We start from the raw sequence: 15,374 nt of genomic DNA, 5'->3' as shown, positions 1-15,374 counted from the left end.
CTCCGCTTCGCTCCGCGCCGGCGCGAGACGCCACGCTGCTGTGCCTGATGGTTCGCTCGCTACGCTCGCTCACACTGACTCCTCGCGCGGGGCGGGCACCAGGCCCGGCAGCGGCTCCGGGTTGACGCACCGGTAGCTCCGTCCGTCGTGCGCGTGCACCAGCTCCGGCGGCTCGCCCACACACTCGTCGATCCGGCGCGCGCAGCGCGGGGCGAACGCGCATCCATCCGGCCAGGGCAGCAGGTCGCGGACCGAACCGGGGATCGGGTTGAGCTTCTCGCCCCGCCCGGCGTCCAGGCGCGGCACCGAGCCGAGCAGACCCACTGTGTACGGGTGACGCGGCTGGCGGAACAGCGGACGACGGCGGGCCGTCTCCACCACCCGGCCGCCGTAGAGCACGTTGACGGTGTCGCACATGCCTGCCACCACGCCCAGGTCATGCGTGATCATCAACAGCGCGGTGCCGGAGTCCCGGACCAGCTCCTTGAGCAGCTCCAGGATCTGGGCCTGGATGGTGACGTCCAGCGCGGTGGTCGGCTCGTCGGCGATCAGCAGCCGTGGCTGGCAGGCCACCGCCATCGCGATGAGCGCACGCTGGCGCATCCCACCGGATAGCTGGTGCGGGTACTCCTTGAGCCGCCGCTTCGGGTCGGGGATGCCGACCCGGTCCAGCAGCGCCGCCGCCTCCTTCGACGCGGCCTCGCCCTTCATCCCCCGGTGCCGGCTGAGCACCTCGGTCACCTGCAACCCGATCGGGATCACCGGGTTCAACGAGGAGAGCGGGTCCTGGAAGATCATCGCGATGTCCCGACCCCGGATGTCCCGCCGCGACCGGTCGTCGAGCTGGAGCAGGTCGGTGCCGTCGAATACGGCCTTGCCGCCGACCCGCAGGCCGGGCTGCTTGGGCAACAAGCCCATGATCGCGAGCGAGGTGACGCTCTTGCCGCAGCCGGACTCGCCGACCAGGCCGACCACCTCACCGGCGTCGACCGAGAAGGACACCCCGTCGACCGCGTGCACGGCCCGCTGACCGCGGCGGGTGAACGTGACGGCGAGATCTTCAACTTCGAGCAGTGCCATTACTGGCCCTCCGTTCGCGACTGCGGGGCTCGCAAGCTCACTCCTCGCGCTTCACACAAGCGGCCTACAGTTCGCGACTGCGGGGCTCGCAAGCTCACTCCTCGCGCTTCACACATACGGGCCTACTTCCGCAGCTTCGGGTCGAGGGCCTCACGCATCGCCTCACCCAGCAGGGTGAAACCGAGCGCGGTGATGATGATCGCGACGGCCGGATAGATCGCCAGTGACGGCCGGATGCCGAGGTACTGCTGCGCGTCGGCGAGCATGACCCCCCACTCCGGCACGGCGGTGTCCGGATTGCCGAGGCCGAGGAAGGAGAGCGCCGCAGCCTCGATGATCGCGGTGGCCAGGGTCAACGTGGCCTGCACGATCACCGGGGCGAGCGAGTTCGGCACCACGTGGGTCAGCGCGATCTTCGACTTCTTCACGCCGAGCGAGGTCGCCGCCAGCACGTAGTCACTGTTGGCCTGGGAGATCATCGAGCCGCGCAGCAGCCGGGCGAACACCGGCACCGAGACCACACCGACCGCGATCATCACAGTGGTCAGGCTGGCCCCGAGCAGAGCTGCGATGCTCACCGCCAGCAGCAGGCTCGGCATCGCCAGCAGCATGTCGATGAAGCGCATCAGGGTGGTGTCGATCCACCGCCCCCACCGGCCACCGAGACCCGCCGCGGCGCCGGAGACGCCACCGATCAGGGCGCCGATCGCCAGACCGATCAGGGTGGAGACCACGCCGACCAGCAGGGTCTGACGGGCACCCACGATCATCCGGCTGAACTCGTCCCGGCCCTGGTGGTCGTAACCGAACCAGTGCTCACCGGTCGGGCCGGGGATGACACCCGGCTTGATCAGCCCCTCCCGGATGCCGATCGTGTCCGTCGCCGCGTACGGCACGAGGAACGGGCCGACCACCGCGACCAGCACGAAGAGCGCCAGGATGACGGCGCCGACGATCGCGGCCGGGTTACCGCGCAGCCGGCGGAACGCCTCCTGCCAGAGGCTGACACCCCGCTCGTCGTCACGGGCGGCCAACTCGGAGAGCCGGTCGATCTTTTCGCGCTTCTTGCCTGGGCTGAGTGTCATCGCACCCTCACCCTCGGGTCGATGAAGCTGTAGGAGAGATCGACCAGCAGGTTCACCAGCACGTACACCACCGCGATGATCAGAATGAAGCCCATCAGCACCGGATAGTCGCGTTGGCCGATGGCCTCGGCGACGAACGCTCCGATGCCGCTGAAGGCGAAGACGGTCTCGGTCAGCACCGCGCCCGAGAGCAGGCCGCCCGCGAGCAGACCGATCGAGGTGGCGACCGGCAGCATGGCGTTGCGCAGGACGTGCCGGCGACGAACCGTCTGCTGGGTCAGGCCCTTTGCCTCGGCGGTTCGCACGAAGTCCTCGTTCAGCACCTCCAGCACGCTCGCCCGGGTGATCCGGACGATGATCGCCAGCGGGATGCTGGCCAGCGCAATGCTGGGCAACACCAGATGCCAGAGGGCGTCGGCTGCGGCGTCCCACTCACGGGTCATCAACCCGTCCAGGACGAAGAAGTTGGTGACCCGGGTCGCCCCGAGAGTCGGGTCCTGCCGGCCGCTGGACGGGAACCAGTGCAGGTTCTCCGAGAAGATCGCTTTGAGCACGTAGCCCAGGAAGAAGACCGGGATGCAGATGCCGATCAGCGAGCCGCCCACGGACGCGTGGTCCAGGAAACGGCCGCGACGACGGGCCGCCAGGTAGCCCAGCGGGATGCCAACGCCGATGGCGATGATCATCGCGGTGATGGTCAGCTCGACGGTGCCGGGGAAACGCTCGATGAACTCCGTGGTGACCGCCCGCTTGGTGGAGGTCGAGGTGCCCAGGTCGAGCTTGATCATCCGCCGTACGAAACGGCCGTACTGCACCAGGATGGGCTCGTCGAGCCCCATGTTGCGGCGGATCGCGGCCCGCATCTCGGGTGTGCCGCGCTCGCCGAGAATGGCGGTCTCGGGGCCGCCGGGGAGTCGGCGGAGCCAGATGAAGAGCAGGAGGGAGAGCCCGAACAGCGTGGGTATCAGCTGAAGCAGGCGCCTGACGATGAACCGGAACACGGCGGCCTCGAAGGGGTGCGGAGGGTTGCGGGCGGGCGCTGTGCGACAGCGCCCGCCCGCGTTCCTTGCTGCGTCAGATCAGGACTTACTTGAACTCGGCGGTCGCGTACCGCTCGTCGGTGAGCGGGCTCGCCTTGACGCCGGTCACGTCCTTGCCGAACACGATCGCCGGCGGCGAGTGCGAGATCGGCACACCGGGCAGGAACTCCATCACGGACTTGTTCAGGGCCTTGTACTTCTCGGTCCGGGCCGCGATGTCAGCGGTGCTGTCCGCGTCCTTGAACTGGTCGAACAGGGCCTTGTTGTTGAAGCCCCACTCGTCCTTCGGCCGGTCGAAGAAGGTGCCGATGAAGTTGTAGGCGTCGCCGTAGTCACCGGTCCAGCCCAGGAAGTGGATGTCGTGCTTGCTACCCGAGGTGGTGGCGTTCAGGTAGTCCGGGCTCCACTTCAGCGGGATCGCCTCGACGGTGATGCCAACGGCCTTCAGGTCCGCCGAGAGCAACTCGAAGATGTCCTTCGGGTTCGGCATGTACGGCCGGGTGACCTCGGTCGGGTAGTGGAACTTCAGCGTCAGGTTCGACGCTCCGGCCTCGGCCAGCAGCGCCTTCGCCTTGGCCGGGTCGTAGGTGTACTTCGTGACGTCACCGTTCCAGCCCTCGACGGTGTCCGGCATGAAGTTGTCGGCGACCTTGGCTCCCGGCGGCAGCTTGGAGGTGACCAGCTGCTGACGGTTCAGGGCGTACGCGATGGCCTGCCGGACACGGATGTCGGCGAGCTTCGGGTTGCCCTTCTGGTTCATCGCCAGGTAGAGCACGTTGAACGCCGGGCGCGTGAGCATGTTGAAGCCCTCGGACTTCAGCGGCTCGACGTCGGCCGGGCCAACCAGGTCGTAGCCCTGGATGTCACCGGAGCGCAGCGCCTGCTTGCGGGCGTTCTCATCCGAGATCGTCTTGAAGATGAGGGTCTTCAGCTTGGCCTTGGCGCCCGAGTAGTCCTCGTTGCGCTCCAGGGTCAGCGTCTTGTTGGCGACGTCCCAGGTCTTGAACTTGAACGGGCCGGTGCCGGTCGGGTGCTCCGTCGCGTACGCCGGGTACTTGATGTCCTCGGCGGTGCCCGCGACGTTGCTCGCGTCGAACTCCTGCAGCGCCTTCGGGCTGTGGATGGAGAACGAGGGGAGCATCAGCGCGGCCGGGATCTTGCTGGAGACCCGGGTGAAGGACAGGTCCACAGTGGTGGCGTCCTTGGCGGCGCAGGACTTGAAGAGACTCGGCGGGAGATCCGCGTTCTCGTTCTTGGCGAAGCCGCCCATGACGTCCTGCCAGTACGCGGTCACGTCCGGGCTCTGCATGAGGCCCTTGGCGTTGTACCAGCGGTTGAAGTTGACGCAGACGGCCTCGGCGTTGAAGTCGGTGCCGTCGTGGAACTTCACGCCCGAGCGGAGCTTGAAGGTCCAGGTGGTGCCGGCGGCGTCCGGGGTCCAGGACTCGGCCAGGCCGGGGGTGACCTTCGTGCCACCCTCCTCCGGTCGGACCAGGGTCTCGAAGACCTGACGCGCCACGCGCAGCGACTCACCGTCGCTGGCGAAGCTCGGGTCGAGCACCTTCGGGTCTCCGGCGACGCCGAAGACGAGGGTGTCCTTCTTGCTACCGCCGGATTTGTCGTCGCGGTTGCTCTCGGCGCAGCCTGCTACCGCGAGGGCCGCGACCGCGATGGCCGCGATCGCGACCTTCGGCCTGGGTGCACGCATGTGTGCTTCACCTCGTCCTTGGGGGTACGGACAACGTGGTGACAGGGGTCACCGATGGCGGTGACCATAGCTCCCGATCCGTCCACCCGGAAACCGCCGGGTAGACGGTTGGTATCGAATCGTGCCTCAACCGCCGCTTGGCATTCGATTCTTAGGTAAACAGCGGCAAAAACCGATCAATCTGCATCCGCGATGCCGAACTGTTACGTCGAACAGCCCCGATGAGGGGACAGGTGTCAGATCATTTCCGGGCAGAGACACAGCGGTGGCCGGCACCCACCCGGGTGCCGGCCACCGGCCGTACGTCAGGGAATCAGACGGCCCGGCGCCCCTCGAACGCCCGACCGAGGGTGATCTCGTCGGCGTACTCCAGATCGCCGCCGACCGGCAGCCCACTGGCCAGCCGGGTCACCGAGATGCCCATCGGCTTCACCATCAGCGCCAGGTAGGTGGCGGTCGCCTCGCCCTCGGTGTTCGGGTCGGTGGCGAGGATCAACTCCCGCACCTCCCCACCGCTCAACCGGGTCATCAGCTCCCGGATGCGCAGGTTGTCGGGGCCGATCCCCTCCAGCGGATTGATCGCCCCGCCCAGCACGTGGTAGCGACCGCGGAACTCACCCGTCCGCTCGACCGCCACCACGTCCTTGGGCTCCTCCACCACGCACAGCACCTCGTCGGTGCGGCGCGGGTCGCGGCAGATCCGGCACTGCTCGGACTCGGCCACGTTGTAACAGGTCGTGCAGAACCGCACCAGCTCCTTGACCTTGCGCAGCGCGCCGGCCAGCCGGTTGACGTCGGCCGGATCCGCCGACAGGACGTAGAACGCGATCCGCTGAGCGCTCTTCGGGCCCACGCCCGGCAGCCGACCCAGCTCGTCGATCAGATCCTGGATGGCACCTTCGTACATCTGCCGGCTCAGAAACCGGGCAGGCCGAGGCCGCCCATGCCGCCGGCGACCGGGCCCATCTTGCGCTCGGTCAACTCTCGGGCCGCCTCGGCGGCGTTGTGCACGGCCGCGACGACCAGATCCTCCAGCGTCTCCACGTCGTCCGGGTCGACGGCCTTCGGGTCGATCTTGATGGCCTTCAGCTCGCCGGAGCCGGAGACGGTCGCGGTGACCAGCCCGCCACCGGCGGTGCCGGTCAGCTCGGCCTCGGCCAGCTCGGCCTGGGCGGCGGCGATCTGCTGCTGCATCTTCTGCGCCTGCTTCAGCATCTGCTGCATGTTCGGCTGTCCACCTGGGCGCACGGGATGGCTCCTTCTCACACTCGTCTGCTCGACCGCCGCTCAGCCTATCCGCTGGGACCGACCTCGCCCCGCCCGGTTCGTCCCGCCCACGCCGAGCCTTGGGTACGGCTACCCCTACCCCGAACCGGCCATCTGCTGGTAGTGCGCTGGGAGCCGCCGCACTGGTCTGCTCGTGTCATGAACCTCAACCGCACCGGCCGGGTCGGCGCGCTGTGCTGGCTCGCGGCCGCGCCCATCTTCCTCGTCGCCAGCCTGATCAGCGGGCTGCGGTGGCGCGAGCCCACCTACAGCTGGGCCACCCACAACATCAGCGACCTCGGCAACGCCCACTGCGGCGTCTGGGACACCACCCGCCCCCGCTACGTCTGCTCGCCGTGGCACCCACTCATGAACACCGCGATGCTGGCCACCGCCGTACTGCTCGCCGTCGGGCTCCTGCTGACCTGGCGGATCCTCGGTCGCGGCGGTGTGGTGCGCTCGGCCCAGACGCTCCTACTGCTGGCCACCGGCGGATACGCCCTCGCAGCCGTCTACCCGGCCGACGTGGACGAGAACCTGCACGTCCTCGGCGCATTCCTGATCATGGGGATGGGCAACGTCGGCCTACTCCTCGCCGGCTTCGCTCCGCACAGCACGACGCTCGGCCGCTGGCGACCGCTCACCCTCACCGCCGGGCTAATCGCGCTGGCCGGGACTGTGCTGTTCTTCGCCCAGCAAGGCGTCGGGATCGGTGTAGGAGGCATGGAACGCCTAGCCGTCCTACCCTTCCCCCTCTGGGCCTGCGCCCTGGGAGTCCTGCTAGCCGAACCCCCTCCCCTGCGCGATCTTGCACTTTCTGCCTCGACATAAGGGGGCATTCTTCGCAAGACGACGACCGAAACTGCAAGATCGCCGAGTCGGGGCTGTTAGCGGGCGTCGATCTCGTTGATCTTCTCGGCGCCGAAGGTTTCCCGGAGCAGCCGTACCGCCTGCTCCTCGCTCGACTCCCGCGCCGTCTTCTCGTCGATGATCTCGTCCAACGGCTCGTCGCCCGGGTCGAACCCCTCGAAGGCCGGGGCCGCCGCCGGTGCCGCGCCGCCGGGCCGGCCGGCCCGCGCCGGGCCGTCGAAGTCCGGGTCGTAGGGCGGCTCGCCGGCCCATTCGGCGTCCGCGACGGGCCGGGCTGCCGCTCCGGTACGCGCACCGCGCCCCGCCGCCGCCGCGCGAGCCGCGGCGATGGCGCTGCTCACCGGGGCACCACCGGCTGTCGCCGGCTGCCGGGCCGCCGGTGTCGGGTTACCCCGCCCGCCCGGCTTACCGCCACCGGCCGCTGTCCCGGGACCGCCCGAACCGCCCGGTCCGGTGCCGTTCGCGCCGCCACCGTTCGCGCTACCGCCGTTGGTACCACCGCCGTTGGTGCCAATGCCGTTGGTGCCGCTGCCGCTTCCGGCGCTCCCGATCGTGGCGCTGCCGTTCGCGCCAGTCGACGCCGGTGCAGAGTGGGGGCTCGACTCGTTTCCGGCCGAGGCTCCGCCCGGACGGGCGGCCTCAGGCCAGTCCTCGTCATCCGTCGCCTCGACGGCGGGAGCGCCGCCGCCGGGGCGAGCCGCCTCCGGCCAGTCGCCCTCGTCGTCCGCCGCCGGGGCGGACGGCGCCGCACCCTGCCGACCGGCACCGTGACCACCAGAACCCGCGCCAACACCGCCGCGCGAAGCCGAGCCGGCAGCGCCGGCCGGGTTCGCCGAGGTGAACGGGGCGTTCGTCGAGTCGGCGGCGTTCGGGGCGTTAGGTGCCACACTCCCCGACCCGGCAGGGTTCGAGCCCGGAGCGGGGTTCGAGCCCGGCATGACGTTGGAGCCTGACGCAGCGTGCGAGCCTGACGAAGGGTTCGAGCCAGGCGCAGCGTGCGAGCCAGGCGCAACGTGCGAGCCAGGCGCAACGTGCGAGCCAGGCGCAACGTGCGAGCCAGGCGCAACGTGCGAGCCAGGCGCAACGTTCGAGCTTGGCGCAGGGTTCGAGCCTGACGCGGGGATCGAGCTAGGCGCAACGTTCGAGGCAGACGCAACGTTCGAGCTTGGCGCGGGGTTCGAGGTCGCTGCGGCTGGCGGCGCGCTCGTCGGACCGGCGGCGGCAGCCGGGGTCGCGGCGTTCGTCGCAGCGGGCGGCGTGTCCGGCCCGGAGGACGGCGCGGCGGGTCGGGCGGCGGGTTGCGAGCGCGTTGAGCCGGATAACGACACGCCACCGCGCTCGCCGGCCACCTCGCACCGGATCTGCCAGCGCCCGCCCAACTCCTCGTAGAGCGCGTCGGTGAGCACCGCCGCGTGGTCGGCCATCATCTTGGCCAGCACCGTGGACTTCACGGTCAGCACCAGCATGTCGCCGTCGAGTTCGCGGACGACCGCGTCCCGCATCAGGGCGGCGATCCGCTTGTTGGTCCGGTTGACCTTGCCGACCACGTCGGGCCAGACGCGGCGGACCGCGACCGCGTCCAGCGCGGCGGGCGGTGCCCCCGGTCGGGGCGGCGCGGGCGTGGCCGGGTCGGGCAGCACCGCCGACGGTGGCACCACGCGACGCGGGGCCGGCCCGGCGGGCGAGACGGGTACGGCCTGGTCAGCGGGTGCCGGCCCAGTTGACGCACCGGGGGACGCCGGGATCGGCGAGTCGGCCGCCGAGACGTACGAGGCCGGCACGCCCGAGGCCGGCACGCCCGAGACGGGTGCGTGCGAGGCGGGAGCTCCGGTGACCGAAGCGGCCGGGGCGGGAGCGCCCGAGGCCGCGGCGCTCTGGGTCGGGGACGCCGCCGGGTCGACCGCCCACGGCGGTGCGGAGGTCGGGGCGTTCGCGGGTGCCGGGGTGGCGGCAGCCGGGACCGGGGTGGCTGGCTGTGGGCGTACCCCTGGGTGGTTGGTTGGCGCGGAGCCGGCGGCGGCCGACGGCGCGTCGGTGCCGCTCAGGGTGAGCCGACGTTCCATCCGCTCAAGGCGCTGGAGGAGGCCGCCGGTGGAGTCATCGACGCCGGGCAGCAGCATCCGGGCGCAGATCAGCTCCAGCAGCAGGCGGGGCGCGGTGGTGCCGCGCATCTCCACCAGGCCGTCGTGCACGATGTCGGCGCAGCGGGACAGCGTGGCCGGGCCGAGTTGCGAAGCCTGGGCGGCCATCCGCTCGATCTGGTCGGCCGGGCCCTCGATCAGGCCCTTCGCGGCGGCGTCCGGCACCTGCTGGATCACGATCAGGTCGCGCAGCCGTTCCAGCAGGTCGGAGGCGAACCGGCGCGGGTCGTGCCCGGCCTCGGCGACCCGGTCGACGGTGGCGTACGCGGCGGCGCCGTCCCCGGCGGCCAGCGCGTCGCACATCTCGTCGATCAACGCGGCGTCGGTGACCCCGAGCAGGGCGGCGGCCCGTGCGTAAGTGACGCCCTCCGGACCGGCACCGGCGATGAGCTGGTCGAGCACGGAGAGGCTGTCCCGGGCGCTGCCGCCACCGGCGCGGACCACCAGCGGGAAGACCGCCGGCTCGACGGAGACGCCCTCGGCCTGGGTGAGCTGCTCCAGGTACGGGCGGAGCACCTTCGGCGGGATCAGCCGGAACGGGTAGTGGTGGGTGCGCGAGCGGATCGTGCCGAGGACCTTCTCCGGCTCGGTCGTCGCGAAGATGAACTTGACGTACTCCGGGGGCTCCTCGACCAGTTTGAGCAGGGCGTTGAAGCCCTGGGTCGAGACCATGTGCGCCTCGTCGATGACGTAGATCTTGAAGCGGCTGCTGGCCGGCGCGAAGAAGGCGCGCTCGCGCAGCTCGCGGGCGTCGTCGACACCACCGTGGCTGGCCGCGTCGATCTCGATCACGTCGATCGAACCGGCGCCGTCGGTGGCCAGCGAGCGGCAGGACTCACACTTGCCGCACGGCTCCGGGGTGGGGCCCTGCTCACAGTTGAGAGAGCGGGCCAGGATCCGGGCGCTGGAGGTCTTTCCGCAGCCGCGCGGGCCGGAGAAGAGGTAGGCGTGGTTGAGCCGTCCGCTACGCAGCGCCTGCGACAGCGGCTCGGTCACGTGCTCCTGACCGATGACCTCAGCGAAGGTACGCGGCCGGTACTTGCGGTAGAGCGCCAGCGTCACTCGTCCCGCCTCCTCTCGACCGAGCCATTCTGCGCCGGTCGGGAGCGGGTGACCACCCACCACCCCGGGCGCCTGGGCCTTCGGGCTTGATCGACTCGGCTATCGGCCTTGATCGACTCGGCTTCCTGGCCGCCGAGGCTTGATCGACTCGGCTTCCTGGAAACCGCGGTGTCCGCGTGGCCGGGACACCGCGACATCACGGATGTCGAGTGGATCAACCAGCCCACAGACAAAAAGGCCTCCCGTGCACCCGGCAGAGCTCGCTTATCCTTGCTGCCTTCCGGCCCTGGGGAGGTTCACGAGATACCGCCGCACGGGAGGTGACGCCCAGCCTACCCGACCGCCCGTCGATCTTCAGGGGGTGGTGGGGTGGCCCGGCCGACGCGGGCCTGTATCCTGGCTCGCGGAGGATTCGCCTAGAGGCCTAGGGCGCACGCTTGGAAAGCGTGTTGGGTTTACACCCTCACGAGTTCGAATCTCGTATCCTCCGCTCATCTGAGCAGCACGAACGACAGGGCCGGCCCCAACGGGGACCGGCCCTGAATCGTTTGTGCGGTGTTGTCGCACTGGCAGTCGGTCGAACTCATTACGGAAGTGGCGGAGTCATGGAGCTGAACGGCGCCCGGTGGCGCAAGAGCAGCCGCAGCAGCGGCAACGGCGGCGCCTGCGTCGAGGTCGCCGACAACCTGCCCAGCGTCGTCGGCGTACGGGATTCAAAGGACCCGACCGGCCCGGCGCTCGCCTTCGCGCCGGCAGCCTGGCGCGCGTTCGTCACGCAGCTCGCCCGGCGGGCCTGAACGGCCCCGACGATCCGTCACCCCTCCGGCCGGATGCGGCCCGCCCGCCGGCTGCGGCCCGCCGCCCGCAACTCGGTCGAGATCTTGGACAGTTTCCGTTCGCGCGGAACGGAAAGTGTCCAAGATCTGGGGATTTGATGCCGGGAAGGCTCGATGCGCGGGCACCGTCCGTGCCGGTTGAGGGCTGGTTTGATCCTGGCCGGCGGGCTGACGACCGGCCGGCCGCCGATTGACGGCACTCTCGCGGCCGGGACTGCGCAAACGCCATTCGGTAGTACGCACCTGAGCGCGGACGACGGGTACCGTCCGGAGGCGCGGCCGGCGAGTCCGGGACCGTCGTACACATGTTCTATCCACAGGCTGTGGACGGCGGAGGGTTCGATGGCTTACCAGCTCAGCGCGGTCGTCGCGGACGCTGAGCTGCTCCGCGAGCAGACCGCCGAGCTGGATCATGCGTTCCTCGGCGAGCTGCGCCAGGACTTCGCGTTGCTGCCGGTCACCCCGCAGTTGGTGATCGAGCTGACCGGGTCGTTGCCGGATTTCGCGACGGACGACCGGAGCGCCGCCCGCCCGTTCGGCCTGGTGTTGTCGACAGCGCTGGTCGAGGTGCTGACTCGCTGGTCACAGTCGGGGCCGGTGGCCTATCTGGAGGCGGAATTCGGTGGTGGCGTCGGCTACCAGTCGGCGGTGGTGTGGTTGGGCGGGGTGCTGTCCTGGGGCCCGCGCTTCGACGACGAGTTGGACGCGTCGCGCGAGCAGTGGCCGATCAACGGTGCGCTGAGTCGGCTCGGCGTGGAGCCCGGCACCTGGATCGACAGGTTCGCCGAACTGGGGTTGCACCTGGAGCGGAACACCGACGGCTGGCTCGCGCACGGGCGACGTCGACTCAGCGCCGACTACTGGGATGAGCTAGTCGAACAGTGGGAAAACCAGTAATTCGGCCACCAGCAGCAACCTGAACGCTCCCGTCCCGTTGGGGACTGGGGGATTCCATGAAATTGCGACAATTTGCTTTTATTGCCATGCTGATGACGGCTGCCTCGATCGCTGGCAGCGGCGTACCGCCAACCAGGCCGATCCCGGATGGCCGGCCCGCCGGCAGCGTGGAGATCATCGGCCTGAACGGCCTACAGAACATCGAGTTCGGTGCCACCGAGGACGAGCTGACCCGACGCGGCATCCTGCGTACCAGCCTGGATGCCTGCGGGCCGGTGCTTGCCGGCCATGACACGGTCAGCCCGGTCTTCGTGGAGGACAAACTCGTACTGCTCTGGGTCGGCGACCCGATGCGGACACCGGAGGGCATAACGGCGGGCTCGCCCGTCAACCAGGTCTGGGACCGCTATCCGGAGGTCAGCCGGCTGCGCGCTCCACAGGGAACGCACCGCCTCGACGGGCTGCTCGCCCGCAGCGGCGACCGCGCGTACCTGTTTCTGCACGACGGGCGCACGGTCCGAAAAACCATCGCCGGGTACGCGGACTGGGCCCGCCGCCTCTTCGACGAGGGAGCGGGCCCGTGCTGACCGGCGCGGACTGATCAGGGCGACGTGTGGCCGACGCAGTCGAGGTCTCTGGCCGGCAGCTTTCCGTCGGCAAGATAGGTGACGACCGCATCGTCCACGCACACGTTGCCGTAGTTGCCGAAGACACCGTGGATCCGAGCGTCGCGCAGGGTGAGCAGCCGGGAGCCGGTGAGCGCCCGGTGCATGGCCTGGCCGTGCCGATAGATCGTGCGAGTGTCCCCCGTGGACTGGACGATCAGCGCTGGCACGGCGTTCTGCACCACAGTCGGCCGTTCCCGGGGCTGTTGTGGCCAGAATGCGCACGGGCTGATCAACCTGGTCAACTCCCCGAATCGAGGCTCGCTGCTCCGGTGCTGACGAATGTCACGCCAGTAGTGTTCGGGATCGCGGCGCACCGGCACATCCCCGCAGAGAATCGCGGCCTGCACGCTGCCGGTCGCCGACTCGGCACCGGTGAACAGGAACGACAGCGTGTCCGCCAATGACGCGGTCGGTGTCGCCGAGCCCGACAGCACGGCTTGCCGAAGCACTTTTACCGTCTCCGCGAGGTCGGCCTGGGTCTCGTCCCGATCGTCACCGAGCCGATTGAGCAGCAGGTACGGCACCGACTGCCGGTCAACCTCATAACCACCCACCTGTAGCGGGCGGCGGGCTGCCGCTGCGAGGATCCCGTCCACCATGGCCAGCACCTGTCCGCCCGTGCTGCCCAGGCCGTACCGGTCATGGCGGCGGGCCGCCCACTCCGCCCAGTCGCGCAGTGCGACCTCGTTGGCGGGCCCGGCCTCGCGCACCACCCGCGCGCCATACTCGGCGGGGTCGACCGCGCTGTCCAGGACGACCCGATCCACGCGCCCGGGGAACATCTGCGTGTAGACCGCGCCGAGGTAGGTGCCGTAGGAATAGCCGAGGTAGGACAGCCTCTGCTCGCCGAGAACGGCTCGGAGGAGGTCCATGTCGCGGGCCGTATTCCGGGTGGTGACGTGCGGCAGCAGTTCGGCGTGGCGGCGGGCGCACCGATCAGCCAGGTCCCGTTGGAATGCGGTCAGCTGATTGAACGTGGCACGGTCTGGCCCTGCGGAGCGGGTCCAGGTGCCGGTAGGCCAGCCGCAGTCGAGTGGGGTGCTGCGACCGACGAACCGAGGGTCCAGCCCGATGAGGTCGAACCTCGCCCCGACGTCACCCAGCCACTGTCGGATCGGCAGGACGTCCGACATCCCCGGCGCGCCGGGACCGCCGGTGTTCAGCAGCAGGACGCCGAGCCGGTGTGCGGTGTCGGTCGCCCGCAGCCGGGACAGTGCCAGGGTGATGGTGCGGCCGTTCGGGCGGGCGTAATCCAGCGGAACTGTCAACTCGGTGCAGGTCGCACCGGCCTGATCCAGCTCGGCACCAGCCTGGTCGGCCGAACCCTGCTGGCAGGTGTGCCAGTCCAGCCGTTGTCGCTGGGAACCGGCCAGGTCGTCGGCGTCAGCCCCGGCCGACACCGGCCCGGCGGCAGTGACGGTGATTCCCAGCGCAGTCAGCGCGGCCACCATTCTCATCGCCGTCGCGGTCCATCTCTTCCAGGTCATCGTCATCTCCTCGGTTGGGGAATCGGTCCGGTGGCGGTTCACCGGGCCTCACACAGGGCGGTGTGCAGAGTCGTGGACAATGCCTGCCAGCTCTCGTACGACGCCGGCTCGTCGTTCACCACCAGCTGCGCCCGGCGACCGTCGGCGGTGACCCCGCCCAGGGTGCGAAAGCCCGGCGTCGTGCCACCGTGGCCCCAGTACAGGGCACCGCCGCAGCCGGCCAACGGCGTCGAGATGGTCCCGAGCCCGTACCGCGCGCCGGGCCACAGCCGATCCGGATCGGTCGGCACGGTGTCCGTCATCTCGGCGAGGCGGACAGGGTCCAACAGTTGGCCGCCGAGCAGCGCGGCGAAGAACCGGTTCTGGTCGGCGAGGGTCGAGATCAGCGCCCCACCAGCGCCGCCGTACGACATGTTGAACTCGGTGACGTCGCGCCGCCGCTCGGCGTCGACCAACGCGTAGCCGCGCGGATGGGCCCCCCGGATCCGCACCGAGTCGCCCGGCCAGTAGGTATCGCGCAGGCCCAACGGCCCGATGATCCGCCGGGCGATCTCCACGTTGATGTCGTGGCCGGTGACCCGCTCGACGACCATGCCGGCGAGGACGTAGTTGGTGGTGGAGTAGTGCCAGCTCGTGACGGGTGCCGGCTGGGACAGCGCCAGCGCGATCAGCTCCGTCGGCGCGAAGTGCCGATACCGCCAACGATCCATCCGGTCCCAGTCGAGCGCGTCGACGTGGTCGGGCAGGCCGCTGGTGTGCCGCAGCAGATCGCGGACGGTGATCCGCCGGCCGTCGTACCCGTTGCCCCGGACCCGACCCGGCAGGTACCTCTCGATCGGGGCGTCCAGGACGAGACGGCCTTCCGCGACGAGTTGCAGGACCACGGTCGCGGTGAATGTCTTCGTCGAACTGCCGATCCGGATCCGTTCGTCGACAGGCATCGGCCGGCCCGTTCGCAGGTCGGCCCGGCCGCTGGCAGCAGACCAGCGGCCGCACCCGGGCCCGTCCACCTCGATGGCCGCGCCGACCAACCGATGGGTGCCGGTCAGGTCGTTCAGCGCGGCGCTCGTCGCGGGTCGGCCGGAGCACGCCGGCCCTGGTTGACGAGCCGCGGCCGGTGCAACCGCGCCGACGAGGGTGAGCAGGACAACTCCGGCGAGCACGCCGAATGTGTGCCGTCGTCGTGTCGGTCTTCTCATGCCGTCGACGCTAGGGACGGCTGGGCGGACCCACG

At 69.9% G+C, this 15,374-nt stretch carries 13 protein-coding genes, 1 tRNA gene and 1 other RNA gene; 5 read left to right on the top strand and 10 right to left on the bottom strand.

Going from position 1 to position 15,374, the window contains the following annotated elements; translation table 11 throughout:
- Positions 1-69: 69 nt before the first annotated feature.
- From IW248_RS26475 to IW248_RS26450, 6 genes are all read right to left on the bottom strand, one after another.
- Complete coding sequence (locus tag IW248_RS26475) at positions 70-1,080, bottom strand: ABC transporter ATP-binding protein (RefSeq protein ID WP_196929112.1); 1,011 nt, start codon at positions 1,078-1,080, stop codon at positions 70-72.
- A 122-nt stretch (positions 1,081-1,202) separates the two neighbouring features.
- Positions 1,203-2,165, bottom strand: coding sequence for an ABC transporter permease (locus tag IW248_RS26470; RefSeq protein ID WP_124823355.1), 963 nt, complete (start codon positions 2,163-2,165; stop codon positions 1,203-1,205).
- Positions 2,162-3,166: an ABC transporter permease gene (locus IW248_RS26465; RefSeq protein ID WP_124823356.1), complete on the bottom strand. Its 1,005-nt coding sequence runs from the start codon at positions 3,164-3,166 to the stop codon at positions 2,162-2,164. The genes IW248_RS26470 and IW248_RS26465 overlap by 4 nt, the downstream gene beginning before the upstream one ends.
- Positions 3,167-3,251: 85 nt before the next feature.
- The gene (locus IW248_RS26460; RefSeq protein WP_196929111.1) at positions 3,252-4,913 is read right to left on the bottom strand and encodes an ABC transporter substrate-binding protein; all 1,662 of its coding nucleotides are present in this window, start codon (positions 4,911-4,913) and stop codon (positions 3,252-3,254) included.
- Positions 4,914-5,226: 313 nt separating this feature from the next.
- A complete protein-coding gene (gene recR, locus IW248_RS26455; RefSeq protein WP_124823358.1) occupies positions 5,227-5,820 on the bottom strand; it encodes a recombination mediator RecR in 594 nt (197 codons plus the stop codon).
- 8 nt (positions 5,821-5,828) lie between these two features.
- Positions 5,829-6,137 (bottom strand): YbaB/EbfC family nucleoid-associated protein, encoded by a 309-nt coding sequence (locus tag IW248_RS26450; RefSeq protein ID WP_007466279.1) that lies wholly within the window; start codon positions 6,135-6,137, stop codon positions 5,829-5,831.
- A 201-nt stretch (positions 6,138-6,338) separates the two neighbouring features.
- Here IW248_RS26450 and IW248_RS26445 point away from each other — a divergent pair, with 201 nt between their 5' ends.
- Complete coding sequence (locus tag IW248_RS26445) at positions 6,339-7,010, top strand: DUF998 domain-containing protein (protein WP_196929110.1); 672 nt, start codon at positions 6,339-6,341, stop codon at positions 7,008-7,010.
- Positions 7,011-7,066: 56 nt separating this feature from the next.
- Here IW248_RS26445 and IW248_RS26440 read toward each other — a convergent pair whose 3' ends face one another.
- Together IW248_RS26440 and ffs are read right to left on the bottom strand one after the other, a co-directional pair.
- Positions 7,067-10,252 carry a DNA polymerase III subunit gamma and tau gene (locus IW248_RS26440; RefSeq protein ID WP_196929109.1) on the bottom strand — a complete coding sequence of 1,062 codons (3,186 nt, stop codon included), beginning with the start codon at positions 10,250-10,252 and terminating at the stop codon, positions 7,067-7,069.
- Between the two features lie 233 nt (positions 10,253-10,485).
- Positions 10,486-10,575, bottom strand: an RNA gene (gene ffs, locus IW248_RS26435) — signal recognition particle sRNA small type.
- An 82-nt stretch (positions 10,576-10,657) separates the two neighbouring features.
- Here ffs and IW248_RS26430 point away from each other — a divergent pair.
- From IW248_RS26430 to IW248_RS26415, 4 genes are all read left to right on the top strand, one after another.
- Positions 10,658-10,742: transfer RNA gene (locus IW248_RS26430), tRNA-Ser, on the top strand.
- Between the two features lie 115 nt (positions 10,743-10,857).
- Positions 10,858-11,049, top strand: a complete 192-nt coding sequence (locus IW248_RS26425; protein ID WP_196929108.1) for a DUF397 domain-containing protein — start codon at positions 10,858-10,860, stop codon at positions 11,047-11,049.
- Positions 11,050-11,430: 381 nt separating this feature from the next.
- Positions 11,431-11,985 carry a hypothetical protein gene (locus IW248_RS26420; protein ID WP_196929107.1) on the top strand — a complete coding sequence of 185 codons (555 nt, stop codon included), beginning with the start codon at positions 11,431-11,433 and terminating at the stop codon, positions 11,983-11,985.
- A gap of 92 nt (positions 11,986-12,077) precedes the next feature.
- On the top strand, positions 12,078-12,572 hold the full coding sequence (locus IW248_RS26415; protein ID WP_196929106.1) for a hypothetical protein: 495 nt from the start codon (positions 12,078-12,080) through the stop codon (positions 12,570-12,572).
- 14 nt (positions 12,573-12,586) lie between these two features.
- On the opposite strand, the gene IW248_RS26410 is transcribed toward IW248_RS26415, so the two are convergent.
- Complete coding sequence (locus IW248_RS26410) at positions 12,587-14,140, bottom strand: alpha/beta hydrolase (protein ID WP_196929105.1); 1,554 nt, start codon at positions 14,138-14,140, stop codon at positions 12,587-12,589.
- A 38-nt stretch (positions 14,141-14,178) separates the two neighbouring features.
- On the bottom strand, positions 14,179-15,339 hold the full coding sequence (locus IW248_RS26405; protein ID WP_196929104.1) for a serine hydrolase domain-containing protein: 1,161 nt from the start codon (positions 15,337-15,339) through the stop codon (positions 14,179-14,181).
- Between the last annotated feature and the right edge of the window lie 35 nt (positions 15,340-15,374).

Source organism: Micromonospora ureilytica, from assembly GCF_015751765.1.
In the GTDB taxonomy this organism is placed as follows: domain Bacteria; phylum Actinomycetota; class Actinomycetes; order Mycobacteriales; family Micromonosporaceae; genus Micromonospora; species Micromonospora ureilytica.
The sequence above is the reverse complement of the archived record's forward strand: the minus strand, read 5'-3'. Positions and strand labels throughout refer to the sequence as shown.